The organism is Aeromonas sanarellii (genome assembly GCF_000820085.1).
Taxonomy (GTDB): domain Bacteria; phylum Pseudomonadota; class Gammaproteobacteria; order Enterobacterales; family Aeromonadaceae; genus Aeromonas; species Aeromonas sanarellii.
In genome coordinates this window covers 12,446-38,288 of the sequence record NZ_CDBN01000062.1, presented here as the reverse complement: position 1 = coordinate 38,288, position 25,843 = coordinate 12,446, and the positions used below count along the sequence as shown (strand labels likewise).

Below are 25,843 nucleotides of genomic sequence, written 5' to 3'. Positions count from 1 at the left end.
CCCGTCCGCTCCGCCACTAACAAGAAGCCCAGTTGAAAGACTGGGCTTTTTTTCGTCTCTACGAGCTCCCTTCATCATCTCAGCGAATCAGATATCCCATTTCTCTTTCACCTGAAATTCGCCGCCGCTCATGGTTGCCGCTATAATGGCCGCCCTCAAGCAAGGTGGTGGTATGAAAGCAGAGTATCTACAGCGATTCGGGGGCATTGCCCGTCTTTATGGTCAGAGTGTGCTGCACTCCTTCAGCCTGGCAAGAGTGTGTGTGGTGGGGATCGGTGGCGTCGGTTCCTGGGCCGCAGAGGCGCTGGCCCGTGCCGGCATCAACCAGATCACCCTGATCGACATGGATGACATCTGCATCACCAACACCAATCGCCAGATCCACGCCATGCAAGGGACGGTCGGTCGTCTCAAGACCGAAGTGATGGCCGAGCGCATTCGTGCCATCAACCCGGATTGCGAGGTGATCGAGGTGGATGACTTCGTCACCGCTGACAACCTGGCCGAGCATATCAAGCGGGAGTTTGACTATGTGGTGGATGCCATCGACTCGGTCAAGGCGAAGGTGGCGCTGATTGCCTTCTGCAAGCGCAACAAGATCCCGGTGATCGTGGCGGGTGGTGCCGGCGGGCAGATGGACCCGACCCGGATCACCGTGGCCGATCTGGCCAAGACCATTCAGGATCCGCTGGCCGCCAAGGTGCGCTCCGACCTGCGTCGGCTGCACAACTTCAGCAAGAATCCGGCGCGCAAGTTCGGAGTGGAGTGTGTCTTCTCAACCGAGCAGTTGAGTTATCCGGATGGCCATGGTGGCACCTGTCAGGCCAAGGCGGCCAGCGACGGCAATATGAAGATGGATTGCGCCTCCGGCTTCGGCGCCGTGACGCCGGTGACGGCGACCTTCGGTCTGGTGGCCGCGTCCCGGGTGTTGAAGAAGATTGCCGAGCGCGGGGCCCGCGCAGAGAAAGAAAGCGTAGGGTCGATTAGCGAAGCGTAATCGTCCGCCTCGCCATCAGGAGTTCGTTCTATTACGCCGACGCCAGATCCCGGATCCCCAGCACTATTGCCCTGAGCCCGTTGCCCCGCGACGGGCTCAGGTGTTTCTCCAGCCCCAGTTCGGCGAAATAGCCGTCCATATCGAAAGTCCGAATGGCTTCTGCACTCCGGTGGTTGAGCGCCGCCAGCACGATGACGATCAGGCCGCGCACGATGCGGGCGTCGGAGTCGCAGGCAAAGTGCCAGTTGCCATCCTCACTCTTTTCACCCTTCAGCCAGGCCTGGCTTTCGCACCCTTTCAGTCGGTTCTCTTCCTGTTGCCACTCTGTTGGCAAGGCGGGTAGCAGCTTGCCGAGTTGGATGATGAGCCGGTACTGGTTCTCCCAGCCGTTTGCTGCGGCAAACTGCTGACGGATGCTATTTGCATCGGGCTCAACGCCTATCTGGGTATAGGTTGCGAGGCTGTTCATTGGATTGTCTGCCTTAGAAGAAGTCACTGAGTTTGTGCAGGGCGGCCAGCAGGGCGTCGACATCGTCCCGGTTGTTGTAACAGGCCAGCGAGGCGCGGATTGTACCGCCGATGCCAAGGCTCTCCATCAACGGCATGGCGCAGTGGTGGCCGACCCGCAGCGCTATGCCTTGCATGTCGAGCAGGGTGGCCGCATCCTGGGGGTGGATCTCGTCCAGCAGGAAGGAGACGGCGCCAGCCCGTCGTGTGGGCTCACTGATCAGACGCAGGCCGGGCACCTGACGCAGTCCCGCCACCAGATAGTCGGTGAGTGCCTGTTCATGACGCACCAGCGCAGCCCTGTCTTGCGCCGTGACAAAGTCGATGGCGGCGGCGAGGCCGATGGCCCCGGCGATATGGGGGGTGCCGGCTTCAAACTTGAAGGGTAGGGTGTTGAAGGTGGTGCCGCTGAAGCTGACCCGGTCGATCATCTCGCCGCCGGCCTGCCAGGGGGGCATCCGTTCCAGCGGTTCGGTGCGACCCCACAAGACGCCGATACCGGTCGGGCCGTAGAGCTTGTGGCCGGAGAAGGCGTAGAAGTCGCAGCCGATGGTTCGTACATCCACCTCGAGGTGGGCCACCGCCTGGGCGCCGTCGATCAGGGCCAGGGCGCCGACCGCCTTGGCGGCCGCCACTATCTCCTCGACCGGATTGACGGTGCCGAGGGCATTGGAGACGTGGGCGACGCTCACCAGTCGGGTGCGTGGCCCCAGCATGGCCCGATAGGCAGCCAGATCGAGATCGCCCCGCTCATCGAGGGGGATGACCCGGATCACCGCGCCGGTGCGCTGGGCGACCAGCTGCCAGGGGACGATGTTGGCGTGATGCTCCAGAGTGCTGAGCAGGATCTCGTCCCCCGCCTGAAGTTCGCTCATGCCCCAGCTCTGGGCGACCAGGTTGATGGCCTCCGTGGTGCCGCGGGTCCAGATCACCTCCTGGTTGCGAGGCGCATTGATAAAACGGGCGACCGTCTCGCGGGCATCTTCGAAGGCGCGGGTGGCACGGCCGCTCAGGGCGTGGGCGGCGCGGTGTACGTTGGCGTTGTCGGCCCGATAGTAGTGCGCAATGGCGTCCAGCACCGCTTGCGGCTTCTGGGTGGTGGCGGCGTTGTCCAGATAGATCAGGGGGTGACCGTTGACCTTCTGCGCCAAGGCCGGAAACTGGCTACGCAGCAGGGCGTGCTGTTGCTGATTCATGCTCCCCTCATCTCGTCTGGAAAAGTCGGTCATGATCCGGAAAATGGCGGGCAAACACAAGGCGAAGTGGCGGGATCCTGCCTGCGGTTTCGGCTGCCTGCGGGATCTCTGTTACAATGCCGCCCCTCATCATAAGCCAAGAGATCCGGCCCATGAAGCTCAACCCCAATCAGAACGAAGCGGTCAAGTATGTCTCCGGCCCTTGCCTGGTGCTGGCGGGTGCCGGATCGGGCAAGACCCGCGTCATCACCAACAAGATTGCCTATCTGGTGCAGCAGTGCGGCTACAACGCGCGCAACATCGCCGCCGTCACCTTTACCAACAAGGCGGCGCGGGAGATGAAGGAGCGGGTAGGCCAGACCCTGGGCCGCAAGGAGGCGAGAGGACTCATGGTCTCCACCTTCCATACCCTGGGGCTCGAGATCATCCGCCGCGAGCACAAGAGCCTGAACCTCAAGGCGAACTTCTCCCTGTTCGACGACACCGATCAGCTGGCGCTGCTGAAAGAATTGACCGAGGCCGAGCTCGACAACGACAAGGACAGGCTCTCGGCCCTCATCAGCCAGATCTCCAACTGGAAGAACGATCTCATCCTGCCGGCCCGCGCGATGCGCATTGCCCGCGGGCCGGAAGAGGTGCTGATGGCCCAGCTCTATGAGCGCTATCACCGCCAGATGGTGGCCTATAACGCGCTGGATTTTGACGACCTTATCGTGATGCCGACCCTGCTGCTCAAGAGCAATCAGGAGGTGCGCGAGCGCTGGCAGAACAAGATCCGCTACCTGCTGGTCGACGAATACCAGGACACCAACACCAGCCAGTACGAGCTGGTGAAGCAGATAGTCGGCGAGCGGGCCCGCTTCACCGTGGTGGGGGACGATGACCAGTCCATCTACTCCTGGCGCGGCGCCAAGCCGCAGAACCTGGTGCTGTTGAACGAAGATTTCCCCAATCTGCGGCTCATCAAGCTGGAGCAGAACTACCGCTCCAAGCGGCGCATTCTCAAGTGCGCCAACATCCTGATCGCCAACAACCCCCACGTCTACGACAAGGCGCTCTTCTCCGAGCTGGATGAGGGGGTGAAGCTCAAGGTGCTGTTTGCCAAGAACGAGGAGCACGAGGCAGAGCGCATCGCCGCCGAGCTGATGGGCCACAAGTTTATGAATCGCACCCGGTTCAAGGACTACGCCATCCTCTATCGGGGCAACCATCAGTCGCGCATCTTCGAGAAGGCGCTGATGACCAACCGCATACCCTATCGCATCTCGGGCGGCACTTCATTTTTCTCCCGTACCGAGATCAAGGACATCATGGCCTACCTCAAGCTGCTGGTGAATCCGGACGAGGACACCGCCTTCCTGCGGGTGGTCAATCTGCCGCGCCGGGAGATAGGCCCCACTACGCTCGAAAAACTGGGCCAATACGCCAACCAGCGCGGCAAGAGCCTGTTTGCCGCGAGCTTCGAGCTGGGGCTGGAGCAACACCTCTCCGGGCGTGGCCTCAGTGCGCTGCAGGCCTTTACCAACTGGCTGGTGCGGCTCGGCGATCAGGCGCTGCGCGGCAATCCGGTGGAGGCGGTACGAGACATGATCAAGGAGATCCACTACGAGGAGTGGCTCTACGAAACCTCCCCCAGCCCGAAGGCGGCGGAGATGCGGATGCAGAACGTCTCCACCCTCTACCGCTGGATCAGCGAGATGCTGGAGGGGGACGAGCTGGAAGAGTCGATGACGCTTGCTCAGGTGGTGACTCGTCTCACCCTGCGGGACATGATGGAGCGCAACGAAGGGGAGGATGAGGCGGATCAGGTGCAGCTGATGACATTGCACGCCTCCAAGGGGCTGGAGTTTCCCTATGTCTACATGGTGGGCATGGAGGAGGGACTGCTTCCCCACCAGACCAGCATCGACGAGGACAACGTGGAGGAGGAGCGGCGCCTCGCCTACGTGGGCATCACCCGGGCCCAGGCCGAGCTCACCTTTACCCTCTGCAAGGAGCGCCGCCAGTATGGCGAGTCGGTGCGGCCCGAACCGAGCCGCTTCCTGCTGGAGCTGCCCCAGGATGACCTGGAGTGGGAAAACCAGAAGAAGGTGAGCGCCGAGGAGCGTCAGCAGAAGGGGCAGATGGCGGTGGCCAACCTGAGGGCCATGTTCAAGAAGGATTGACGTCGGGGGGCGTGATGGCCGTCTGACCCAGCAGGGGGGGGATGTCCACTCCTGGCAACGGCGGGGAGATGTGGCGCCCCTGTCCGAGGGCGCAGCCAAGCTCGATGAGCTTCTGCAGCTGCTGCTGGTTTTCGATGCCCTCGACCACCAGGGTGAAGTCGAGGTCCTGACAGATGTCGCGCATGGCGCGGATCAGCGCCAGATCTTTGGGGGAGTTCATCATGCGGTGGGTGAAACTGTCATCCACCTTGATGTAGTCCACCGGGAAGTGGAACAGGGCATTGAGGGAAGAGAAACCGGTGCCGAAGTCATCCAGGCTGATCTGGATCCCCTTGGCCCTGAGTTCGTGCAGCGAGGTGAGGGAGTCGGCACTCTGCCTGGAGAGCTCGCGCTCGTTGAATTCGAAGATGAAATAACCCGGGATGACCCCCTCCTCCTCCATGATGCCGACCAGCCGCATGATCTGCTCGCGGCTGGCCAGATGCTTGCCGGAGAGGTTGAGGGAGATCTTGAAGCGGCCGCCCCCCGAGACCGGCAGCCAGAGTCTCAGCTGCTGGCAGGTGCGCCTGAGGATCTGGCGATCCAGATCCTGGATGAGGCCGCACTGCTCGGCCAGCGGAATGAAGTCGAAGGCATCCTTGAGCTCGCCCTCCTCGGTGATCCAGCGAGCCATCACCTCCAGACCGACCAGCCGGCTGTCGCACAGCCTGATCACGGGCTGGAAATAGGGCACTATCCTGCCTTCCCGCAAGGCTCTGAAGAGCCGTTCCTCCGGTGACCCCGCATGCTCCGTGCAGGCCTCGGAATAGACGACGATGCGGCTGCGGCCGTTGCGCTTGGCCTGATACATGGCGAGATCGGCCTGATGCAGTAGCTCGCTGACATCGGCGGTCTGTTCCGACACGCTGGCCACCCCCAGGCTGAGGGTAATGGTCAGCTCATTGCCCTGCAGCCGGAACGGGTGGGCGATGCGCCCCAGGATGCGGTTGAGCACGGGGCTGATGTCCTCCTCCCGCTGGCTGTTGTCCAGATAGATGACGAATTCGTCCCCCCCGAGCCTCGCCACCATGTCATTTTGCCTGATGCAGCTCTGCAGGCGGCTGCCCAGCTCCTGCAGCAACTGGTCGCCGGTGCTGTGGCCCAGTGCGTCGTTGACCTGCTTGAAGTGATCCACATCGGCGAAGATCAGCGTGAAACCCGCGGTCTGGTAACGGCGATAGCGGGTCATGGCATGGTGAAGGTGATTCATCAGCAGGGCCCGGTTTGGCAACTGGGTCAGGGGGTCGTGCAGCGCATTGAACTGGAGCCGCCGCTCCAGCTCCTGGTAGTGCTTGAGCCGTTTCTGCAGTCGCAGATTGGTCTGGCGCAGTTGCTGGAGCCGCTGGTTGATGGACTCCTCCGAGTTGAGATCATCCAGTTGCTGTCTGATCTTTTTCAGCTCCAGCAGCAGGGTCAGCTGGTGGCGCAGGAAGTCGAGGAACAGTCGGTCATCGGCCTCCAGGGGCTGGGCGGTGTTGATGATGAGGTGGGCGAAATATTGCTGCTGCTGGCGCAGGGGCAGGCTGTACCAGTAGAAGCCGCCTTCATGGCGCTCGACGTTGTTGGTGCTGTGGCACAGGGCCAGGAGGATGTCGTCGTCGTAAGGGAGGTGTGTCGGGTAGAGCCGCTCCAGCCGCTGGTTCACCAGCCGGATCAGCAACATGTCGCTGATCGCGAGCATCTGGCGCAGCACCGCCTCCAGCTGGGCAAACAGGGCATGCTGCGGCAGGTTGTGGGCCAGGCGCATGATGCGGCCGATCTTCTCGATCTTCTGCTGCCAATAGGGGTCCCGCTGCATGAGGGGAGAGGCCTGTCCCGCCAGCTGGATGCCGGTCTGGGTTTCGTGCAGGCGCTTGGCCAGACACTCCAGCAGCAGCCGCAGGGTCGGGGTCTGCTCCGGCGCCGTGCGGGCCAGCAGCCACTGCACCTCGATGTGCTCCACTGGCTGCACGCACCATCCCTGGCCTTCATCGAGTCGGGTGAGCTGCTCGGTGAGGCGGGGCTCTTCCCGTGCCAGCTGCTGCTTGAACGTCTCGGGCAGCTGGTATTCATGCCGCCAGCGCAGACCGCCGTCGACCAGCCCCAGCATGGCGAAGTGCTGCAGGGGGCAGAGTCTGCCCAGCTGCCCGACCAGTCTGGCGTAATCCTCGGGGGAGGCCATGCCGGGGGCAGGAAAATCCATGATGGAGGAGACGACCGCCAGCAAGGAGGGAGAGTCTGGCGGCGTGGTGGACTGGACTGACATGCAACACTCCCGAATAAACTTACCATCAAGCGTAGTCGGAAGTGATGGGATTGAAAGGGCTGCAATAGGAGCCCTTTCAAATACTTAGAGCTTGTCGATCATGTAGTGAATGGCGTTTTCGATCTCTTCGTCGCTACAGGCGGCGCAAGTGCCCCGCGGTGGCATCATGCCGGCCTTGCCGGTGAAGCCCTCGATGGCATGCTTGCGCAGGGTATCGAACCCCTGGGCGATGCGCGGCTCCCATGCCGCCTTGTCACCCCGCTTGGGGGCACCGGCCGCCCCGGTGTCGTGACAGGCGAAGCAGGCCGCCTTGAACACGGTCTCGCCGTCACGAGGACCGGATGAGGCCGCCGCGGGGGCGGCCGCCGCGGTCGCGATCCCTTCCAGATCCTTGGCGGTATAGACCTGACCGACCGGGGCGATGCGCTCGGCGATGGCCTCCTCCGACATGTCATCGGCGGCAAGGACGGCACCGGACAGAGTGGCGGCGGCCATCCCGGCAGCCAGCAAATAGCTCAGTTTTTTCAACACGCTCATGTACTCCCAGCAGGCTCTTATTATCCCCAGAAAACGACGGGATTATAACCGAATAGTTACAGGCATTTAAACGCTTGTGTGTGAAGTGTTAAGCAATCTGCGAACAAAGTTCCTGCGCCGGGAGAGGGGGCAGATAAAAAGAAACCCGGCTTTCGCCGGGTTTCAGGGGGCTGGGCAGGCAAGGGCATGCTCCCATTGAGGGGTGCCCCGCCGGGCGCGTCAATCCCAGCTCAGGATCACCTTGCCGGACTGGCCGGAGCGCATGGCGTCGAAGCCTTTCTGGAAGTCGTCGATGTCGAAGCGATGGGTGATGATGGGGGAGAGATCCAGTCCGGACTGGATCAGGCTTGCCATCTTGTACCAGGTCTCGAACATCTCGCGGCCGTAGATCCCCTTGATGAACAGTCCCTTGAAGATCACCTTGCCCCAGTCGATGGCCATGGTGGAGGGGGGAATGCCGAGCATGGCTATCTTCCCGCCGTGGTTCATCTTGTCGATCATGTCCTGGAAGGCGCTGGGGACGCCGGACATCTCCAGCCCCACGTCGAAGCCCTCTGTCATGCCAAGCTCTGTCATCACGTCGGAGAGCTTCTCCTTGCTCACGTTGACGGCGCGGGTGGCGCCCATCTTGCGGGCCAGTTCCAGCCGGTATTCGTTGACGTCGGTGATCACCACGTGGCGGGCACCCACGTGGCGGCAGACGGCGGCGGCCATGATGCCGATGGGACCGGCGCCGGTGATGAGCACGTCTTCCCCCACCAGGTCGAAGGAGAGGGCGGTGTGTACCGCGTTGCCGAACGGATCGAAGATGGCGGCCAGCTCATCCGGGATGTTGTCCGGCAGCTTGAAGGCGTTGAAGGCCGGGATCACCAGGTATTCGGCAAACGACCCCGGACGGTTGACGCCGACCCCTATGGTGTTGCGGCACAGGTGGGTGCGACCGGCGCGGCAGTTGCGGCAGTGGCCGCAGGTGATATGGCCTTCACCCGATACGCGATCCCCCACGGCGAAACCGCGCACTTCCTGGCCGACGGCCACCACTTCCCCCACGTACTCGTGACCCACCACCATGGGCACCGGGATGGTCTTCTGGGACCACTCGTCCCAGTTGTAGATGTGGATGTCGGTGCCGCAGATGGCGGTCTTGCGGATCTTGATCAGCAGATCGTTGTGACCGAGCTCGGGAGCCGGCACATCCGTCATCCAGATGCCGACTTCGGATTTGAGTTTGGAGAGTGCTTTCATGACAGTTTCCTCACGGCGCAGTGCCGGGTACAGAGGGTAATAAAATGGGGCCCAATCCTGGCCCCCGTTTTAATCAGTCAGCCGTGCGATCAAATCACACCGAGTTCGCGGCCGATGCGGATGAAGGCATCGATCGCCTTGTCCAGCTGCTCCCGGGTGTGGGCGGCGGACATCTGGGTGCGGATGCGGGCCTGGCCCTTGGGGACCACGGGGAAGGAGAAGCCCACCACGTAGATGCCGGCCGCCAGCATGCGGCTCGCCATCTCGGCGGCCAGCTTGGCATCCCCCAGCATGACCGGGATGATGGCGTGATCGGCGCCGGCCAGGGTGAAGCCGGCGGCGCTCATCCGGGTGCGGAAGTAATCGCTGTTCTCTTTCAACTGGGCGCGCAGGGCGTGGCCGTCGGCCAGCATGTCGATCACCCTGATGGTGGCCGAGACGATGGAGGGGGCCAGGGAGTTGGAGAAGAGGTAGGGACGGGAGCGCTGACGCAGCCAGTCGATCACCTCCTTCTTGCCGGAGGTATAGCCGCCGGAAGCGCCGCCCAGGGCCTTGCCCAGGGTGCCGGTGATGATGTCGACCCTGTCCATCACGCCACAGTATTCGTGGGTGCCGCGACCGTTCTCGCCGATGAAACCGACCGCGTGGGAGTCATCCACCATCACCAGGGCGTCGTACTTGTCGGCCAGATCGCAGATGGATTTGAGGTCGGCGATGACACCGTCCATGGAGAAGACGCCGTCGGTGGCGATCAGCTTGAAGCGGGCGCCATCGGCGTCGGCCTGCCTGAGCTGGGCTTCCAGCTCGGCCATGTCGTTGTTGGCGTAGCGATAGCGCCTGGCCTTGCACAGCCGCACGCCGTCGATGATGGAGGCGTGGTTGAGCGCATCTGAGATGATGGCGTCTTCGGCACCAAACAGGGTCTCGAACAGACCGCCGTTGGCGTCGAAGCAGGAGGAGTAGAGGATGCTGTCCTCGGTGCCGAGGAAGGCGGACAGCTTCTGCTCCAGCGCCTTGTGCTGGTCCTGGGTGCCGCAGATGAAGCGCACCGAGGCCATGCCGAAGCCATGGCTGTCCAGACCCTGATGGGCGGCGGCAATGAGATCGGGGTGGTTGGCCAGCCCCAGATAGTTGTTGGCACAGAAGTTCAGCACCTGCTCGCCGCCCACCGCAATCCGGGCCTGCTGGGCCGAGGTGATGATGCGTTCCTGCTTGTATAGCCCTTCCGCCTTGACCTGTTCGAGCTGCTCGGTCAGGTGACGATAGAATCCGTTAGACATCCTCGGTCCTCATTGCTGTATCGGCTGTGTAATCAGGATCTCGGGCCGTGCAACCCGCACGGATCGGTGTCGTCACGGTCGCGACGAAACGCCGACAGACCCTAGAATGGGCAACATTTTACTGTAATCCCTGCGCATAAATTCAAATTTTTATGCTGATATTAAACAATTGTGAAACAGATCTCACCCGGCTGGTTGGGCCAGTTGATGGTAATGCTGCTCCAGCTGGTGGATCTGTGTGGCCACCTGGGGCTGCACATAGGGGCGCAGCAGGAACAGCACTCGCAAGACCCCCTGATACAACAAGGGCTTGGTGATGCGGGTGCCGGGTGCCTGGGCAATCTGGAAGGGGATCCAGCAGGTCACCACCATCTTGATGGTCTGGCCCAGATCCGGCAGGTCTTCGTCGCTGACCGCCAGGATGCCGCCCTCGCGCAGGCTCCTGAGCAGCGCCTCCACGGTGGCGCGCAGCTGCTCCTGGGCCTTGAGGTACTTCTGCTGCAACGGCTCGTCGCGACTCAGGATGTCCGGCAGATTCGCGTAGAAGAAGCGAAACTGCCACATCAGATAGAAGATGGCGTCCAGATAGCCCATCAGGTCTTCCAGCCTGATCTCGCGGTTGCGCGCCGGGGCGAAGCTCTCGCTCAGGTGGCGGGCGTACTGATCGAAGATGGAGTGGATGATGTCTTCTTTGTTGCGGAAGTGGTAATAGAGGTTGCCCGGGCTGATGCCAAGATGGGCGGCAATGTGGTTGGTGGTGATGTTGCGCTCGCCCTGGTCGTTGAACAGCTCGGTGGCGCTGTGGATGATCCTGTCTCTGGTCTTCATCGCTGATCCCTCTGCCGGGCCCCGAGGGGAAAAGTCATCGAGGTCGAATCCCCTTGCGGCCCGTGATAAACTTTTCGGCAATTTCAAATTGGCCCACTATACACAGCTTTAACAGGCAGTCACACGGGGCCACAACCTACGCGAGGCAAACTCCATGATCGTAGTAACTGGCGGTGCTGGCTTTATCGGCAGCAATCTGGTCAAGCAGCTGAACGCTCAAGGACGGACCGATATCGTGGTCATCGATGACCTGACCGACGGCACCAAGTTCGTCAACCTGGTCGACCTCACCATCGCCGATTACATGGACAAGGACGAGTTCCAGGCGCGCATCGTCTCCGGCGACGAATTTGAAGAGTGGGACGGCATCGAGGTGATCTTCCACGAAGGTGCCTGTTCCGCCACCACGGAGTGGAACGGCAAGTTCATCATGGAGGTCAACTACGAGTACTCCAAGGATCTGTTCCACTACTGCATCGAGCGGGAGATCCCGTTCATCTACGCCTCTTCCGCCGCGACCTATGGCGGGCGCAACGACAACTTCATCGAAGACCCCAGGTTCGAGCAGCCTCTCAACGTCTACGGCTACTCCAAGCAGCTGTTCGATCAGTACGTGCGCCGCTGGATGCCGGAGATCGGCTCCCAGGTGGTGGGTCTGAAGTACTTCAACGTCTATGGTCCGCGCGAGCAGCACAAGGGCTCCATGGCCTCCGTAGCCTTCCACCTCAACAACCAGGTGAAGCAGGGGGACAACCCCAAGCTGTTCGAGGGCTGCGACGGCTTCCCGGACGGCGGCCAGATGCGTGACTTCATCTACGTGGACGACGTCTGCAAGGTGAACCTCTGGTTCTGGCAGAACCCCCAGCACTCCGGCATCTTCAACTGCGGCACCGGCCGTGCCGAGCCGTTCCAGAACGTGGCGGAAGCGGTGATCAAGCATCACCAGAAAGGCGCCATCGAGTACATCCCCTTCCCGGATCACCTCAAGGGTCGCTACCAGAGCTTCACCCAGGCCGACCTTACCCGCTTGCGCGGCGTCGGTTATGACGGCGAGTTCAAGACAGTGGCCGAAGGCGTGGCCGATTACATGGCCTGGTTGAACCGGGCTTGATCCCCCTCTGACGGGTGGCCCTGGCCACCCGTCGATCGGATGCGCTTGCATGAACATATTGATGGCTCTCTCCCAGCTCGAAGTGACGGGAGCTGAGGTCTATGCCACCACGGTCGGCAACGAGCTGACCCGCCGTGGCCACCAGGTCTTCTACGTCTCTGATACCCTGACCAAGCCGACGCTGGGGCCTGTCTTCAAGCTGCGCTTCAACAAGCGCAGCATTCTGCGCCGTTTCTGGCACGTCTTCTATCTCATCTACCTCATCAAGAAGCACCACATCCAGCTGGTGCACGCCCACTCGCGCGCGTCCGGCTGGAGCAGCTACGTCGCCTGCAAGCTGACCGGCACTCCCATGATCACCACGGTGCACGGTCGCCAGCCGGTGCACGCCTCCCGCAAGGCCTTCCATGCGCTGGGCTACCGGGCGGTGGCGGTGTGCGAGGACATCGCCCACCAGATCATCGACAACCTGGGGGTGGATCCGGCCATGGTGCAGGTGCTGCGCAACGGCATCGAGACCGACCAGTTCCAGCCCGTGCCGGTTCCGGACAACGACAAGCCGGTGATCGCCATCATCGGCCGGTTGAGCGGCCCCAAGGGGGAGCTCTGCTATCGGTTGCTAGACGAGGTGCTGGATCTGGATGCCTGCCGGGTGCGCGTCGTCAGCGGTACCCGTGTGCCGGCGCGGTTCGCCTGTTTCAAGGACAGGGTCGACTTCGTCGGCTATGTGGACGATGTGCCTTCCCTGCTGGCGGGCTGCGATCTGGTGATCGGTGCCGGCCGGGTGGCGATGGAAGCCCTGTTGTGCGGTCGTCCGGCGTTTGCCATCGGTGAGGCCAAGGCGATCGGGTTGGTGGAGGAATCCAATCTGGCCGAGGCACTGGCCAGCAACTTCGGCGACATAGGCCCCAGGGATCTGGCCATCGATTTTGCCGCGTTGAAGGGGCAGATCGCTCCGGCGCTGGCCAGCAGGACGGTGCCGGAGTCCGTTCGTCAGCGTGTCTTGCAGGAGTATGACCTGCAAGGCGTCGTGACCGGACTGGAGTCCGTCTACCAGGACGCCGTGGTGGAGACGTTGCGCCGGGAGATGCCGGTCATCATGTACCATCGCTTCATCGAGCACGATAGCGAGAAGGGGGTGCACGGCACCTGGCTGCCCGTCACCATGTTCGAGAAGCACCTCAAGCTGATGAAGTGGCTGGGCTACGAGACGCTGACATTCGCGGATCTGGCGGACAAGGGGTTCATCCACCGGCTGCAATATGGCAAGAAGTATCTGATGATCACCGTCGACGACGGCTATCGGGACAACCTGACCCGCATGCTGCCGCTGCTGGAAAAATATGGCTGCAAGGCGGTGGTCTACGTGGTGACCGGCGAGGATCACAACCGCTGGGATGTGGAGCATCCGACGCACCCCGATACTCCGGTGACCCTGATGACTCCGGACGAAATCAAGGCACTGGTGGCTTCCGGCCATGTGGAGATCGGGGGCCATACCCTGACCCACCCCCGTCTGAGCACGCTTCCTCCGGAGGCGCAGGCACACGAAATCCGGACCAACAAGGCGTGGCTGGAGCAACTGCTCGGCCATCCGCTGCTCTCGTTTGCCTACCCTTACGGGGATCTGAACGACAGCGCGAAAGCCCAGGCCAGCGCCGCCGGTTATCGATATGCTGTGGCCACCAACAGCGGTCCCAGGGCCATGCACCGGGATCCGCTCCAGATACGCCGGATTGCCATCTTCCCCCGTACCGACATGTTCGGTCTGTGGCGCAAGATCCGTGGCAACTATGTGTTCAGAAAACGCTGATAGGAAACACACATTGCTTCGTATGAAAGATCCTGCCCTGTCGACAAGTCACGAGTTTCTCCGCTTCTTTCACGGTCAGGCATTCGGTAACTTCATCTTCCTGAATATCCTGGGTTACACCCTGTTCAAGGACTCGGTCCAGCTGATCGCCGACGTTTGCCAGACCATCATCGTCCTGGCAACCTTGATGGCCTTCTATGTGGACAGAGCTTTTTTCATCAAGAACAGGGTCTTTCAGCTTCTCTGCCTGGCCGTGGTGGTGCAGTGTCTGAGCTGGATCTCGTCCAGATTCTATGTGCCTGACTATGCCCTCAAATACCCGTCGGTGAAGTCGATGGCGTACCTCTTCTTCTTCCTCGGTCTCGCCTACTGGCTGAGAGGGGAGCCGAAGCGAATCGTCATTGTGCTGCTGACATTCTGCGCCGGCGTCATCTTCACCTTTGCCTATCACTCCTCCTTCTTCTCCATCGTCGAGACGGGGCTGGACGGTGCCAGGGTGGATTTCAATTACCGCAATGCCCAGCACGGCTCCCTGATCGCGGGTGCCTGCTTCCTGTTCTTCGTGCTCCTGCTGCTCACGTCAAGATTCAAGAAATTGTCCTTGGGCAATGCCGGGATCCTGCTCGGTATCCTGCTGTTCGGGGTTTTCTCCGTCATTCTGCAGTCCCGCCAGTCCTGGTTGGCGATTTCGGCATCTCTGGCCATTCTTCCCCTGCTGGGGGGAGGAGAGCACTGGCCAAGACGCAAGGTGGTGATGACCTATGCCATCTTGCTGCTGACCATGCTGGCCCTCTATCAGGTCTCGTTCATCCGGGAGAGGTTGCTGTCCGGCTTCGTGCATCAGGGGGATGTGAACGCCATCCTGACGGGCAACTGGAACCTGGTGCGGGACTTCAGCATAGGGGTTAGATTGAAGACCTGGCTGGAAGCCATCCAGTGGTTCCTGGCCCATCCCTTCTTCGGGACAGGCTATGGCAGCCAGTCGCTGGTGATCACCGTCTCCAAGACGTTGCCGGATTACATCACCCGGGAATTTCGCCACCTGCACAACTCCAATATGGAGACCCTGGTGTGCTGGGGCATCGCCGGCTTCCTGGTGCTGTATGGCACGCTCTTCTCCGTAGCCCGCCAGGTGCTGTCCTGCCCGGTTTCTTCGCGTTTCATCAAGATGCTGGCCATTTCTTTCATCCTCTATTGGCTCATCATCAATAACTTCGAATCATTCTTCTACATGCGTTCCGGACAGTGGGTATTCAGCGTCTTCATGGGCGCCATCTACTCGGTCGCACTGCATGGGGAAATGAACAGGTTTGCAAAGGAAGGTCATGAAAATTTACGTCATTAGTCTGGACAAGGCTGCCGAGCGACGCAGCCGTGTCGAGTCTGTCCTCTCTGCCAGAGGCATAGCGTTCGAATTTTTCAGTGCGGTGAACGGCTTTGAAGGTCTCCCGGAACGGTTGCAGGCCCTGCCGGATGACCTGCACAGGATCCGTTTTCGCAGCAGGCCGCTCACCCCGGGAGAGAAGGGTTGCTATGCCAGCCACTTCCTGCTGTGGGAAAAGTGCGTCGAACTCAACGAGCCCATCCTCATCCTGGAAGACGACTTCCTGCCCACCCAGTATTTTGAGGAGGTGCTGGGTACCCTGCCAAAGATCCACGAACAGTACGAGTACGTGAAGGTGGAGCCCCAGATCGGTACTGCCACCGCACTGACCACCATAGACAACATGCAGCTCATGTTCTGGCACAACAACTCGTGCTGGACCACGGGGTACAGCATCTCTCCCCAAGGCGCCCGCCGTCTGCTGGCCCATAGCCAGCGGTGGCTCTGCTCGGTCGACAACTTCATCGGTGAGTCCTATCGCACCGGCCTCATCTGCACCGGTCTTATTCCCTATGCCATCTATAGTCCGCGAGACATGGGCAGCGACATCCAGAACCAGGTCGCGCTGAAGAAAGTTCCGTTGGGATTCAAATTGACCCGTGAGATCTACCGCTTCTACCGCTTCATCAGGATGGCCCTGTGGAACATGAAACACGCAGGGGGCAAGTCATGAGCGCGACCAACAGGACCATTCACGCCATCTGGCTCGGCAACAAGCTGCCTCCTCTGGCCCATGTGTGCATCGACGACTGGCGCAAGCAGGGCTACAACTACAAGCTGTGGCTGGATACGGATCCGCAGATAAAGCGCTGGATCCAGGAGTGCACCTTTGCCCGGGAATGCTATCGGCGGGGCTTGCTGGCCTTCGTGACCGATTACCTGCGCCTCAAGATCCTCGCCCAGGAAGGGGGTCTCTATCTGGATACCGATGTCACCATCAACCAGGATCCCTTCCCGCTCTTCGAGTCAGTGGCCTTTGGTGCAGGCTACGAATCCGATCGGCTGATCGGCACTGCGGTCATCTACGCAAGACCGGACTCGGCCATGCTGTCCGAGCTGGTGCGGTTCTATGAAGAGGAGATCATGTCCTCCCCCATGTACATGGGGCCGGAGATCATGACCAGGCTGGTATCGGAGAGATTGGCGGTATCTGGAGACGCAGCCCTGATCGCCCCCGTCCATTATTTTTACAACTATCAGGGGGAAGCCATTCATTTTGAGCCGGCGGCAGAGCGCTACATGACCCACTGGTTCCAGCACAGCTGGAAACGCTCATCCGGGCTGGTGTTCCTGCGTGCCAAGGCCAAAGGCTGGTCGGGGTATCTCTATGAATGGCAGAAGGAGTTCTTCCGTCTGCGCAAATGACCATTAGCCAGCTGGCAGGGGGGCCGTGTCGCCTCCTGCCAGCCTGCCGGAGGCGGGGACCACTTCGCTCCAGAGCTGACTCAACTGTTGCTGTACATCCAGCACTTCCTGCTGCGGGTCCTGATGGCTGGTGTCGACGAACCGATAGCGGGGATGAGAGACAGGGTTGGCGATGGCGGAGTGACCCAGGGGGGAGATGATGGTGAGCAGGGGGATATCCAGCGCCTGCGCGATATGGCGTGGGCCGGTGTCGTTGCCGACGAAGAGCTGGCAGTGGGCGATGAGCGCTGCCAGTTCCCGTACCGAGCGGGTCTGGACATGGTCAAACACGTCAGCCTGCAGCGTGGCGGGCAATAGCGGCTTCAGGCTGCGGTTGTACTCCTCTTCCCCCGGCCCGCAGTAAATCAGGATCTGGGCGTTGTGCTCCTCGATGAGCCAGCGTGCCACCTCGGCGAAGCAGTCGATGGGCCAGCGTTTGTAGTGGCCCAGAGAGTTGACGCCCATGGCGATCAGCGGACGGGTCGGGTCGACGCCGGCCGCCAGCAGGGTGTCCCGTCCCCGCCGTTTCTCCTCGTCGTTCAGCCAGAGATAGTAGTTGCGGTCCTCCCTGGCGAGGCCGAGGGGCTTGAGCAGGGAGAATCTGTCGTCCACCAGGGTGCTGTTGCCCTGGTGCTCGGTGTCGTGGCGAAAGCGTACGATGCGATTGTGGCCGAGCCGCCAGGGGAAGGAATCGAACCCTATCCGCAGTGTTGCCCCTGAGATGAGGCAGGTCAGCAGCCCTATCATCTGACCCTGGCTGTTGATCACCACGTCGTAGCGTTCGCGGCGAATGTCCAGCAACAGGTCCTTCATGTAGCGCCACTCGTTGCGGCGTGCTTTCTCGATGACGATCAACCGATCGATGTTGGGGTTACCCTGTGCCATTCCGGCGCAGTAATCCATGACCAGATAGTGAACTTCCCCGGCAGGATCGTGCTGCTTGAGGTTGTTGCACAGTGCGGTGGAGATCAGCACATCTCCTATCTGTTTGGTTTGTACTACCAGGTATTTCATGGAAAGGGCTTCAATCGAGGTCTTTGTTGAACGACAGCACAACAGCATATCCTACTCGACTGACAGATGCTGCCGCGATGGTGTGAAAATCCGATCCTGCGCACTGCGAATCGGCATGGATCTCCCGTGATACTGGCCGATCGTGGGGGAAGATCGCCGGGATGGCATGGCCGAACCGGCGCGGGTCAAGGCCGATTGGCGGGTGCCACTGCCGATCGGGCTGGCGCAGGGATGAAGGTCGCCGCGGTCATCACCCAGGGTCGGGCGGTCAGCCTCACCCTGGCCAGGCTCTGAGCGGGACCACTGGCGAGCCCCATTTTTCTGGATAGACTTTGAAGGCCGGTGCACTATCCAAGGAGAATGAGCATGGGTACGCAGACGCCGGATTTCGAGCTCGAAGACGAGTGGGAGCCGGAATCCTGGGAAGACGAGCTGGAGGAGCTGGATGACGAGAGCTGGCAGGACTATGACCCTCTCGACGATCAGTGACTTCCTGTAACGCCTGCGGGCGGGCCCGGTGCCCGCCCGATTTTTTTGTGAGGCTGGTGGATCGCCCTTGGTGGGAAAGCGGCGGGCTGGGTAGAATGAACTGCTCAAATGGCGCTGTACGAGGCAGGACCCTCAGCAGGCCGCGGCTCAACAACGATTCCAACGACGCCAAGGATGATTATGCGCTCACTCGTCATCATGCTCTGTGCCACCCTGCTCGGGGGCTGTGTCTCCAACTCGGACGATCCCTGTGAAAAAGTGTGGAGCGACGTGGGGGAGGCCGACGGCAAGCTCGGCTTTGCCGGCGACAGGGTGGCCTTCCACCAGACCCAGTGCGGGGACAAGGTGGATGTCGCCCTCTGGGAGCAGGGCCGCCAGAAGGGGCTGGCCTGGTATTGCCGCCCCGAGCACCTCTATCTGGCCGGGCGGTCGGGGGAGGAGTATCGCGGTGTCTGTCCCAACGACGTGCAGGCCCGTCGCCTGTTCGAACAGGGTCGCCACGGCTGGACCGATCAATAGGGCGTGGCCCGCCCTGCCTTGCCCTCAGACCCCGCAGAAACGGGGACCTATTCCTCCTTGTTCTTCAGCCGCAACGGCTGACACAGGTAGTCCTTATCATTGGCGCAGCGGGCACACTTGCCGCACACGAACTTGGGTTTGCGCAGGATCTTGCGCAGCGCCTTGAGGTCGGTGGGGATCTCGTGGCGGCGCCACTCACACAACGTCTTGTGGCCCATGGCGATGACGTCCTCGACAGTGAATGTAACGGGTGGGGGCGCGGGAGTCCGGCCCCGTCAGGGGCCTTACTGATACAGGTACTTGGTGAAGATGAGCTCGCGTACCGCCTTCTTGCCGGTCTCCTTGACCAGCAGCTCGTTGACCCTGGCCTCGCACTCCTTGCGCAGCTCTTCCCGGCTCACCAGGGACTTGATCTGGGCGCCTGTCTTGCTACCTATCAGGCGGATGATGGCGTCGCGGATCAGGGGATCATGTTGCTCCAGCAACTTGAGATCGGCGGCATTCTCGGCCATCAGCTCCACCGTCACCCGCACATAGCCCAGGGTTTTGCCATCACCAAGGTAGTTGGTGATGATATCCGGATCCAGCGCATGATAGGCGAAGCCTGGCTGGACGGCGGAGGAGGCCGGATCGGCAGCCGCGTCCTCGCTGGCGAAGGCCGGCATGCTCAACAGGGGGAAACTCAGGGATAACACCAGCAGAAATCTGAAGATCTTCATCTAGATGGCTCGGCAGCGACGGATGCCCCATTTTTGATGCTGTCATCGGGGCCGTCAAGCACGGATGTTCTTACAATTCGTCATTGATTTACGGATAATAAACCGGATTTTAACCTGACAACGGAAATCTCCGGATGGTGAAGCTGTGAAGTCCGAGTTGACTGTTCCCCTCGTCCAGCTCGTCCCGTGGCGGGCCCCCGCGGAGTGTGAGCCCCCCGAGGCGCTGCGCCCCTGGTTGCTGGAGGCCGACTCCATGACCCGGCGCCTGCGGCGCTACAATCGCCACCTGTCGGTGCAACTACTCGGCAATCGCAGCGTGTCGCTGGGGCTGGACGAGCAGGCGCTGGTGGCGGTGCAGGATCCCGTGGGGATCTGCCGCGAGGTGATACTGCACGGGGATGCAGGCCCCGCCATCCTGGGCTGGACCCTGTTTGCCGAGGCGGCATTGCAAGGCGGCGGCCTGCAGGATCTGGGGGAGCAACCGTTGGGGGAGCGCATCTTCGGCGCCGAACCGGCCCGGCGCGATCAGCTGCAGCTGGCCTGCTTCGAGATCGCGAACAATCCCTGGTGCCCGGCCGCCACCGTCTGGGGGCGCCGCTCCCGTCTCTATCTGGGGCTGTGGCCCTTGTTGGTCCACGAACTCTTCCTGCCCTCGCTGTCGTCCGACGGGCTGCCATCGAATAAGGAGCTGGCGTGAAGCTGTTAACCAAGGAGCGGGGACTGGCCTATGTGCAGTTGGCCCGCATCGACAAGCCCATCGGCACCCTGCTGCTGCTGTGGCCGACCCTGTGGGCGCTCTGCCTGGCGGCTGGCGGCCTGCCGGATCCCTGGATCCTGACGGTGTTCGTGGTGGGGGTGTTTCTGATGCGCTCCGCCGGCTGCGTCATCAATGACTATGCGGATCGCAATTTCGACGGCCACGTGAAGCGTACCGCCGGGCGGCCGCTGCCCATGGGGCGGGTCGCCGAGCGGGAGGTGCTGATCCTGTTCGCCGTGCTGGCGCTCGTCTCGTTCGCCCTGGTGCTGACCCTGAATCCGCTTACCATAGGGCTGTCGTTCGCCGGCCTGCTGCTGGCGGTCTGCTATCCCTTCATGAAGCGGTTCATCCCCATTCCGCAGCTGGTGCTCGGGATGGCGTTCTCCTGGTCCATCCCCATGGCCTATGCAGCCCAGGCTGACGCCCTGCCACCGGTCGCCTGGCTGCTGTTTCTCGCGAATCTGCTCTGGACCATCGCCTACGACACCGAGTACGCCATGGTGGACAGGGACGACGACCTCAAGCTCGGCCTCAAGTCGAGCGCCATCCTGTTCGGCCGTCACGACAAGCGGATCATCGGTGCCCTGCAACTGGCGACCCTGCTGAGCCTGCTGGGGGTGGGCCAGCTGATGACGCTCGGTTCGGGCTACTACTGGGGGCTGCTGGGGGCCGCGGCCCTGTTCGTCTATCAGCAGCGGCTGATCCGGGAGCGGGCGCGGGAAGCCTGCTTCCAGGCCTTCCTCAACAACAACTACGTGGGGGCTCTGGTGCTGCTCGGCGTGGTTGCCCACTACCTGTGAGGGCGTCTCCCGATGAGATGAAAAAGGCCGCATGATGCGGCCTTTTTGCTGGTTGCTCCTCAGAGCCGGTTGCCCGCCTGTATGGTGCGGCGGATCTTGTTGCTGAGCAGCGGCACTATGTTGTCCGCCAGCGCCTGGAAGCGGCCGAGATCCGGCTTGCAGCCGGTGTCGAGATAACCTTCGCTGCGCAGGGTGTGGATCAGGGTGCTGAACAGCTTCTGGTCGAAGAACTCGGGGGCATTGATACCGTGCAGGGTGCCGAGGCGCTCTGCCATCATCAGGCCGTCCGCCTCCAGCTGCTCCGCCTCGATGCGGGGCTGGGCCAGCACCCGGGTCAGTACTATGGCGTAGCGTTGCAGGGTCTCCTGGATGCTCTCCGCCAGCAGCAGCAGGCGGGTCTGGTTGTCCGGGTTGACCCAGAAGCCGCCGTCGCGCGCCTCGATCAGCTGCTGGCGCTGCAGCTCGCCCAGCAGGGCGTCGACCAGCTCGGGCAGCGCCTCCTCTTCATGACGCAGGAACAGTTCCGTCTTGAGCAGCGGGTAGATGTCGACACAGCGGGCGACGATCTCGTTGCGGGAGATCCCCTCGCACCGCTCGATCAGCGCGGCCACCAGGGAGGGCATGGCAAACAGGTGTAGGATGTTGTTGCGGTAGTAGGTCAGCAGGATCGCCTGATAACGGTCCAGGCTGATGATCTGCCCCAGCTTGTCCTCGGTTACCTCGAACTTGTTGAGCTCCATCGCCTGATCCAGCAGGGTGGCGGCATCCTCGGCCGGCATGGTGCTGTTCGGGCTGTAGGGCACCTGCTTGAGCAGGTCCAGGTAGGTGTTGAGCTGGGCCTGCAATTCATCCCGGGTCAGGGCGTGGCGCTCGGCGGCCAGCAGTGCCAGGGCGCTCAGGGTCAGGCCGTTGACGGCGGCGGCATCGTTGATGCGGGTCATCATCAGCTCGGCCAGCTGGTTGACGGTGGGGGCCATCCACTCGGGGCGCTCCTCCTTGCCGATGTGGGCCTTCCACTCCGGGACCTGCTCGTTGAGGTAGCCGTTGAGGGTCAGCGGTTCACCGAAGTTGACGAAGCCCCGGCCATAGTTGCGCAGCTTGCGCAGGATGCCGAGCACCTGCAGGAAGCTCTCCTTCTCCTTGCGGCTGCCCTTGAGCTCGTTGTGGTAGGTGTTCACCTCCATCACGTGCTCGTAGCCGAGGTAGACAGGGACCAGGGTGACCGGCCTGTCCAGCCCGCGCATCATGGCCTGGAGAGTCATGGCCAGCATGCCTGTCTTGGGGGGCAGCAGGCGACCGGTACGGGAGCGGCCACCCTCGGTGAAGAATTCCACCGAGTAGCCCTTGGCGAACAGCAGGTTCAGATATTCACGAAATACCGTGCTGTAGAGCGGGTTGCCCTTGAAGGTGCGGCGGATGAAGAAGGCGCCGCCGTGGCGGAAGATGGGGCCCGCCGGCCAGAAGTTGAGGTTGATGCCCGCCGCGATGTGGGGCGGCACCATGCCCTGATGGTAGATGACGTAGGAGAGCAGCAGGTAGTCCATGTGGCTGCGGTGGCAGGGGACATAGACGATCTCGTGGCCCTCCTGGGCCAGCTGGCGCACCTTCTCGGCACCGTTGACCGAGAGGCCGCGATAGAGTTTGTTCCAGAGCCAGCCGAGGAAGCTCTCGCCGAGGCGGATCAACCGGTAGGAGAAGTCGGAGGCGATCTCGTCCATGTAGCCGTGGGCCCGTTTCTGGGCTTTCTCCAGGCTGATGCCTTCCCGTCTGGCCTCTTCCTCTATGGCCTGCTGGATCACGCTGGAATCCAGCAGCTGTTTGAACAGCAGGTTGCGGTTCGGCAGCTTGGGGCCGGTGGCGGCGAGCTGCTGGCGGCTGAAGTGGGTGCGGGCGACCCGCGCCAGCTTGTGGGCGATGGCCTCGTCGGTGCCGTGCTTGTCCGCCATATGGCGCAGGGAGAGCGGCGGGGAGAAGCGCACAAGGTTCTCGCGCCCCTTTAGGATCACGATCAGCGCCTTCTTCAGGCGGTTCGGTGCCAGGCTGCTGATGATGTTCCAGCCGGAGGCCTCTTCCCCCTCGCGACCCGGGGCACGGCCCCAGAACAGAGTGACGGGCACCACCTGGATGTCCAGCGCCGGATCCTGCTTGTGCAGATCCAGCAGCTGGTGGAACTCTTGCAGGAAGGGGAGCGGCTTGTTGCGGGCACCGAACAGAGGAGGTGGACGATCCAGACAGACGTAGCGCGGCAGCAGCTGGCCGTTCAGCTCCAGCGGCGTGAAGGGGCCGGGCAGGCCGAGGTCCTCGCAGCACTGCTGCAGGGTCATCAGGTCGGTGATCGAGCTGGTCTTCAGGGCGTAGACGATGGGTCTGGCCGGATCCAGCTTGAGCTCGGTGATGGGATTTTCCGGCAGGCTCTTGTGATTGACCAAGCCGCTGACCGGCCATTGCAGGATGGCTCTGGAAATCTTCTGTCCAAGGGACATGTGCGTCTGCTCTCCAAAAAAATGCGGCCAGAGCATAGCAAATCACCGGCGGCTTGTCGCCGAGAGGTACGATGAGTCCCAAGGAGGCGCGCGAGGGAGCCCCATTTTGCGACAAGGGATGGACAAATGTCAGCAACGCCTTGCCTTGGCCACAGCACTGTATATACTGCCAGTGTGCTGTATAAAAAGACAGGTGCCCATGCTATGAAACCCCTTACCCCCCGCCAGGCCGAAGTGCTGGAGCTGATCAAGGCGAACATGAACGAGACCGGCATGCCGCCGACTCGCGCCGAGATCGCCCAGAAGCTTGGCTTCAAGTCGGCCAACGCGGCCGAGGAACATCTGAAGGCCCTGGCCAAAAAGGGGGTCATCGAGATCATGCCGGGAACCTCCCGTGGCATCCGCCTGCTGCTCGAAGAAGAGGAGGCCTTGCCGGAAGAGAGCGGCCTGCCGCTCATCGGCAAGGTGGCCGCCGGCGAACCCATCCTGGCCCAGGAGCACATCGAGAGCCACTACCAGGTGGATCCCGCCCTGTTCCATCCACGGGCAGACTTCCTGCTGCGGGTGCAGGGCATGAGCATGAAGAACATCGGCATCATGGACGGGGATCTGCTGGCGGTGCACAAGACCCAGGAGGTGCGCAACGGCCAGGTGGTGGTGGCGCGGCTCGATGAGGACGTCACCGTCAAGCGCTTCCAGCGCAAGGGCAGCCAGGTATGGCTGCTGCCCGAGAACGAGGAACTCTCCCCCATCGAGGTGGATCTCGCCAGCCAGCACCTCACCATCGAGGGGCTGGCGGTCGGCGTCATTCGCAACGCCGACTGGATGTAAGCTTCCGGCATGACGAAGGGGCCTCCTGCGGGAGGCCCCTTCGTTTTGGCCCTCGTCTCCGCCATCCCGCCTCGTGGCCCATCCCCGCCATCCTGCTGCCGTCGTCCGTCGCAAATAGTCCCGCCACAGACAGCGCATTTCGGATATATCCTTTGATAAGGCTCGCACCCTCATGGTCACCGCCATGGCGGCGAGAGCGCCCCACCGGCCAGCTGGACGGCTTTGCAGGGATGCATCACCGCCGGGGCTGTGTGGAAGAAGGGAGAGTCGTCAGCAGTTGGACGACTCGTACAGTCAGTACGCGACGGTGGTTGGCTTGCCTCCCGATGGCAGTAACACTGATCGGCGTGGCCTGTTGAGCAAGGAGGACAGGTATGGCTTCAAGCTCGCCGTGGGATCCGGTGCCGGCCGCAGCGCCCGCATCCTCCATCACCCGATTCATCAAGGGCAGTCGGATGACGTGGTTCTATGCGCTCTGGGTCTATCACAAGGGAGATGGCTGGACCGTCTGGCTGGGGTGTCCCAAAGACAAGATCGTCCGCCTGGTTCGTCTGTTTCGCCGTCACCACGACATCGGCTTGCCGGATGCGCCCTGGACGGCGCCCGTGATCCCGTTGCACGCATCCATCAGACGTGCCCAGCCGCAGCGCAGGCTGCGACCCTGATCCCGGCCGATACGAGCCCCGCCCCGAGCGGGGCTCTTGCTTTATAGCGCTCACTGCATCCTGGTGCCCCTGCGGCCCTCCATCCGGACGAAGGGGTAGCCAGAAACGGGGCGGGGCGGGTTACAATGACTCTTCCCAGGCGCAGCTCCTGGGCTGATTATAAATACAAGGGTTTGTTTCATATGGTTAAACCACGCTTTTCCCTGCTGCTGTTGCTCTTCATCGTCAGCATCATGGCTGCCTATTACTGGAGCCAGCCTTCCTTGCCGGAGCAGGCCGACTACTATCCGACGGCGCGGGACATCAACCCCTTCACCCTCACCGACGGGGATGAACAACCCTTTACTCCCGCCAATCTGACGGGACACTGGACCTTCCTGTTCCTCGGTTACACCTATTGCCCCGACATCTGCCCGACCACGCTGGCGGACCTGCGCGCCGTCTACCCCGGCTTGAAGAAGATCGCCCCCAACAGTCAGGTGGTGTTCATCTCGGCGGATCCCCAGCGGGATGACAGCGCCCGTCTCAAGAGCTATACCGCCTTCTTCGAGCCCGAGTTCAAGGCGGCGACTGCGCCCCACAGCGCCCTGTTCCCCCTGGTGCGCAACCTGGGCCTGGTCTATTCCATCGTGGAGAGCGAACGCAAGGATTACCTGATAGACCATTCGGCCTCGATCGTGCTGATCAACCCGGCGGGCAAGCTGGTGGCCCTGTTCCGTCCCAAGGTGGCGCCGGGGGAAGTGCCCCGCGTTGACATGCAGGCCATGGTCGCCGACTTCGCACGCATAGTGCGGCTGGCCGACGAGTGATCCCGC

The 25,843-nt window shown here is 62.0% G+C and carries 25 protein-coding genes; 14 read left to right on the top strand and 11 right to left on the bottom strand.

All coding sequences use genetic code 11. The annotated features are described in order from the left end of the window. Positions 1-172: 172 nt before the first annotated feature. A complete protein-coding gene (gene tcdA / locus BN1132_RS12295; RefSeq protein ID WP_042077881.1) occupies positions 173-997 on the top strand; it encodes a tRNA cyclic N6-threonylcarbamoyladenosine(37) synthase TcdA in 825 nt (274 codons plus the stop codon). 31 nt (positions 998-1,028) lie between these two features. Here tcdA and BN1132_RS12290 read toward each other — a convergent pair whose 3' ends face one another. Both BN1132_RS12290 and BN1132_RS12285 read right to left on the bottom strand, forming a co-directional pair. Then, on the bottom strand, positions 1,029-1,466 hold the full coding sequence (locus tag BN1132_RS12290) for a SufE family protein (RefSeq protein WP_042077880.1): 438 nt from the start codon (positions 1,464-1,466) through the stop codon (positions 1,029-1,031). Positions 1,467-1,479: 13 nt separating this feature from the next. Next, positions 1,480-2,700: a cysteine desulfurase gene (locus BN1132_RS12285; RefSeq protein WP_042077879.1), complete on the bottom strand. Its 1,221-nt coding sequence runs from the start codon at positions 2,698-2,700 to the stop codon at positions 1,480-1,482. Between the two features lie 152 nt (positions 2,701-2,852). On the opposite strand from BN1132_RS12285, the gene rep reads away from it, so the two are divergent. Next, a complete protein-coding gene (gene rep / locus BN1132_RS12280; protein ID WP_042077878.1) occupies positions 2,853-4,865 on the top strand; it encodes a DNA helicase Rep in 2,013 nt (670 codons plus the stop codon). On the opposite strand, the gene BN1132_RS12275 is transcribed toward rep, so the two are convergent. The 5 genes from BN1132_RS12275 to BN1132_RS12255 form a co-directional block, all read right to left on the bottom strand. Then, positions 4,852-7,149 (bottom strand): putative bifunctional diguanylate cyclase/phosphodiesterase, encoded by a 2,298-nt coding sequence (locus BN1132_RS12275; RefSeq protein ID WP_042077876.1) that lies wholly within the window; start codon positions 7,147-7,149, stop codon positions 4,852-4,854. The two genes, rep and BN1132_RS12275, sit on opposite strands and share 14 nt — an antisense overlap. An 84-nt stretch (positions 7,150-7,233) precedes the next feature. Then, on the bottom strand, positions 7,234-7,686 hold the full coding sequence (locus BN1132_RS12270; RefSeq protein WP_042077874.1) for a c-type cytochrome: 453 nt from the start codon (positions 7,684-7,686) through the stop codon (positions 7,234-7,236). Positions 7,687-7,905: 219 nt separating this feature from the next. Further along, positions 7,906-8,931, bottom strand: a complete 1,026-nt coding sequence (gene tdh, locus BN1132_RS12265; RefSeq protein ID WP_042077873.1) for an L-threonine 3-dehydrogenase — start codon at positions 8,929-8,931, stop codon at positions 7,906-7,908. 89 nt (positions 8,932-9,020) lie between these two features. Continuing rightward, the gene (locus BN1132_RS12260; protein ID WP_042077872.1) at positions 9,021-10,211 is read right to left on the bottom strand and encodes a glycine C-acetyltransferase; all 1,191 of its coding nucleotides are present in this window, start codon (positions 10,209-10,211) and stop codon (positions 9,021-9,023) included. Positions 10,212-10,394: 183 nt separating this feature from the next. Then, the gene (locus BN1132_RS12255) at positions 10,395-11,039 is read right to left on the bottom strand and encodes a TetR/AcrR family transcriptional regulator (protein WP_042077871.1); all 645 of its coding nucleotides are present in this window, start codon (positions 11,037-11,039) and stop codon (positions 10,395-10,397) included. 154 nt (positions 11,040-11,193) lie between these two features. On the opposite strand from BN1132_RS12255, the gene rfaD reads away from it, so the two are divergent. From rfaD to BN1132_RS12230, 5 genes are read left to right on the top strand one after another with little or no spacing between them, the layout of a single operon-like run. Continuing rightward, complete coding sequence (gene rfaD / locus BN1132_RS12250) at positions 11,194-12,150, top strand: ADP-glyceromanno-heptose 6-epimerase (protein ID WP_042077870.1); 957 nt, start codon at positions 11,194-11,196, stop codon at positions 12,148-12,150. Between the two features lie 49 nt (positions 12,151-12,199). Then, positions 12,200-13,963 carry a bifunctional glycosyltransferase family 4 protein/polysaccharide deacetylase gene (locus BN1132_RS12245; protein ID WP_042077869.1) on the top strand — a complete coding sequence of 588 codons (1,764 nt, stop codon included), beginning with the start codon at positions 12,200-12,202 and terminating at the stop codon, positions 13,961-13,963. A gap of 22 nt (positions 13,964-13,985) precedes the next feature. Then, positions 13,986-15,308, top strand: coding sequence for an O-antigen ligase family protein (locus tag BN1132_RS12240; protein WP_042077868.1), 1,323 nt, complete (start codon positions 13,986-13,988; stop codon positions 15,306-15,308). Then, on the top strand, positions 15,289-16,020 hold the full coding sequence (locus BN1132_RS12235) for a glycosyltransferase family 25 protein (protein ID WP_042077866.1): 732 nt from the start codon (positions 15,289-15,291) through the stop codon (positions 16,018-16,020). The genes BN1132_RS12240 and BN1132_RS12235 overlap by 20 nt, the downstream gene beginning before the upstream one ends. Further along, positions 16,017-16,712, top strand: coding sequence for a glycosyltransferase family 32 protein (locus BN1132_RS12230; RefSeq protein WP_042077865.1), 696 nt, complete (start codon positions 16,017-16,019; stop codon positions 16,710-16,712). The genes BN1132_RS12235 and BN1132_RS12230 overlap by 4 nt, the downstream gene beginning before the upstream one ends. Before the next feature lie 3 nt (positions 16,713-16,715). Here the strand turns inward: BN1132_RS12230 and BN1132_RS12225 are convergent, their stop codons facing one another. Then, entirely contained in the window at positions 16,716-17,765 is a 1,050-nt protein-coding gene (locus tag BN1132_RS12225; RefSeq protein ID WP_084202875.1) for a glycosyltransferase family 9 protein, read from the bottom strand. 366 nt (positions 17,766-18,131) lie between these two features. Between BN1132_RS12225 and BN1132_RS20380 the strand changes: the two genes are divergently transcribed. Then, complete coding sequence (locus BN1132_RS20380; protein ID WP_084202873.1) at positions 18,132-18,254, top strand: hypothetical protein; 123 nt, start codon at positions 18,132-18,134, stop codon at positions 18,252-18,254. A 174-nt stretch (positions 18,255-18,428) separates the two neighbouring features. Further along, positions 18,429-18,773 (top strand): DUF2799 domain-containing protein, encoded by a 345-nt coding sequence (locus BN1132_RS12220; protein ID WP_084202871.1) that lies wholly within the window; start codon positions 18,429-18,431, stop codon positions 18,771-18,773. Between the two features lie 47 nt (positions 18,774-18,820). Here BN1132_RS12220 and BN1132_RS19640 read toward each other — a convergent pair whose 3' ends face one another. Next, positions 18,821-18,991 (bottom strand): hypothetical protein, encoded by a 171-nt coding sequence (locus BN1132_RS19640; protein ID WP_084202869.1) that lies wholly within the window; start codon positions 18,989-18,991, stop codon positions 18,821-18,823. Positions 18,992-19,057: 66 nt separating this feature from the next. Then, complete coding sequence (locus tag BN1132_RS12215; protein ID WP_042077863.1) at positions 19,058-19,492, bottom strand: flagellar basal body-associated protein FliL; 435 nt, start codon at positions 19,490-19,492, stop codon at positions 19,058-19,060. Positions 19,493-19,637: 145 nt separating this feature from the next. Between BN1132_RS12215 and BN1132_RS12210 the strand changes: the two genes are divergently transcribed. Beyond that, a complete protein-coding gene (locus BN1132_RS12210) occupies positions 19,638-20,189 on the top strand; it encodes a chorismate--pyruvate lyase family protein (protein WP_042077862.1) in 552 nt (183 codons plus the stop codon). After that, positions 20,186-21,049 carry a 4-hydroxybenzoate octaprenyltransferase gene (gene ubiA, locus BN1132_RS12205; protein ID WP_042077860.1) on the top strand — a complete coding sequence of 288 codons (864 nt, stop codon included), beginning with the start codon at positions 20,186-20,188 and terminating at the stop codon, positions 21,047-21,049. Before BN1132_RS12210 ends, ubiA begins: the two co-directional genes overlap by 4 nt. 59 nt (positions 21,050-21,108) lie before the next feature. On the opposite strand, the gene plsB is transcribed toward ubiA, so the two are convergent. After that, positions 21,109-23,532, bottom strand: a complete 2,424-nt coding sequence (plsB, locus tag BN1132_RS12200; RefSeq protein WP_042077859.1) for a glycerol-3-phosphate 1-O-acyltransferase PlsB — start codon at positions 23,530-23,532, stop codon at positions 21,109-21,111. Positions 23,533-23,736: 204 nt separating this feature from the next. On the opposite strand from plsB, the gene lexA reads away from it, so the two are divergent. From lexA to BN1132_RS12185, 3 genes are all read left to right on the top strand, one after another. Next, positions 23,737-24,363, top strand: coding sequence for a transcriptional repressor LexA (gene lexA, locus BN1132_RS12195; RefSeq protein ID WP_042077858.1), 627 nt, complete (start codon positions 23,737-23,739; stop codon positions 24,361-24,363). Positions 24,364-24,737: 374 nt separating this feature from the next. After that, a complete protein-coding gene (locus tag BN1132_RS12190; protein ID WP_042077857.1) occupies positions 24,738-25,028 on the top strand; it encodes a hypothetical protein in 291 nt (96 codons plus the stop codon). Positions 25,029-25,210: 182 nt separating this feature from the next. Next, positions 25,211-25,837, top strand: a complete 627-nt coding sequence (locus BN1132_RS12185; RefSeq protein WP_042077856.1) for an SCO family protein — start codon at positions 25,211-25,213, stop codon at positions 25,835-25,837. Positions 25,838-25,843: the final 6 nt, after the last annotated feature.

Bases quoted from the DNA above. Each gene is read 5' to 3' on its own strand.
- tcdA (WP_042077881.1), top strand. From the start codon at position 173: ATGAAAGCAGAGTATCTACAGCGATTCGGGGGCATTGCCCGTCTTTAT.
- BN1132_RS12290 (WP_042077880.1), bottom strand. From the start codon at position 1,466: ATGAACAGCCTCGCAACCTATACCCAGATAGGCGTTGAGCCCGATGCA.
- BN1132_RS12285 (WP_042077879.1), bottom strand. From the start codon at position 2,700: ATGAATCAGCAACAGCACGCCCTGCTGCGTAGCCAGTTTCCGGCCTTG.
- rep (WP_042077878.1), top strand. From the start codon at position 2,853: ATGAAGCTCAACCCCAATCAGAACGAAGCGGTCAAGTATGTCTCCGGC.
- BN1132_RS12275 (WP_042077876.1), bottom strand. From the start codon at position 7,149: ATGTCAGTCCAGTCCACCACGCCGCCAGACTCTCCCTCCTTGCTGGCG.
- BN1132_RS12270 (WP_042077874.1), bottom strand. From the start codon at position 7,686: ATGAGCGTGTTGAAAAAACTGAGCTATTTGCTGGCTGCCGGGATGGCC.
- tdh (WP_042077873.1), bottom strand. From the start codon at position 8,931: ATGAAAGCACTCTCCAAACTCAAATCCGAAGTCGGCATCTGGATGACG.
- BN1132_RS12260 (WP_042077872.1), bottom strand. From the start codon at position 10,211: ATGTCTAACGGATTCTATCGTCACCTGACCGAGCAGCTCGAACAGGTC.
- BN1132_RS12255 (WP_042077871.1), bottom strand. From the start codon at position 11,039: ATGAAGACCAGAGACAGGATCATCCACAGCGCCACCGAGCTGTTCAAC.
- rfaD (WP_042077870.1), top strand. From the start codon at position 11,194: ATGATCGTAGTAACTGGCGGTGCTGGCTTTATCGGCAGCAATCTGGTC.
- BN1132_RS12245 (WP_042077869.1), top strand. From the start codon at position 12,200: ATGAACATATTGATGGCTCTCTCCCAGCTCGAAGTGACGGGAGCTGAG.
- BN1132_RS12240 (WP_042077868.1), top strand. From the start codon at position 13,986: ATGAAAGATCCTGCCCTGTCGACAAGTCACGAGTTTCTCCGCTTCTTT.
- BN1132_RS12235 (WP_042077866.1), top strand. From the start codon at position 15,289: ATGAAAATTTACGTCATTAGTCTGGACAAGGCTGCCGAGCGACGCAGC.
- BN1132_RS12230 (WP_042077865.1), top strand. From the start codon at position 16,017: ATGAGCGCGACCAACAGGACCATTCACGCCATCTGGCTCGGCAACAAG.
- BN1132_RS12225 (WP_084202875.1), bottom strand. From the start codon at position 17,765: ATGAAATACCTGGTAGTACAAACCAAACAGATAGGAGATGTGCTGATC.
- BN1132_RS20380 (WP_084202873.1), top strand. From the start codon at position 18,132: ATGGGTACGCAGACGCCGGATTTCGAGCTCGAAGACGAGTGGGAGCCG.
- BN1132_RS12220 (WP_084202871.1), top strand. From the start codon at position 18,429: ATGATTATGCGCTCACTCGTCATCATGCTCTGTGCCACCCTGCTCGGG.
- BN1132_RS19640 (WP_084202869.1), bottom strand. From the start codon at position 18,991: ATGGGCCACAAGACGTTGTGTGAGTGGCGCCGCCACGAGATCCCCACC.
- BN1132_RS12215 (WP_042077863.1), bottom strand. From the start codon at position 19,492: ATGAAGATCTTCAGATTTCTGCTGGTGTTATCCCTGAGTTTCCCCCTG.
- plsB (WP_042077859.1), bottom strand. From the start codon at position 23,532: ATGTCCCTTGGACAGAAGATTTCCAGAGCCATCCTGCAATGGCCGGTC.
- lexA (WP_042077858.1), top strand. From the start codon at position 23,737: ATGAAACCCCTTACCCCCCGCCAGGCCGAAGTGCTGGAGCTGATCAAG.
- BN1132_RS12190 (WP_042077857.1), top strand. From the start codon at position 24,738: ATGGCTTCAAGCTCGCCGTGGGATCCGGTGCCGGCCGCAGCGCCCGCA.
- BN1132_RS12185 (WP_042077856.1), top strand. From the start codon at position 25,211: ATGGTTAAACCACGCTTTTCCCTGCTGCTGTTGCTCTTCATCGTCAGC.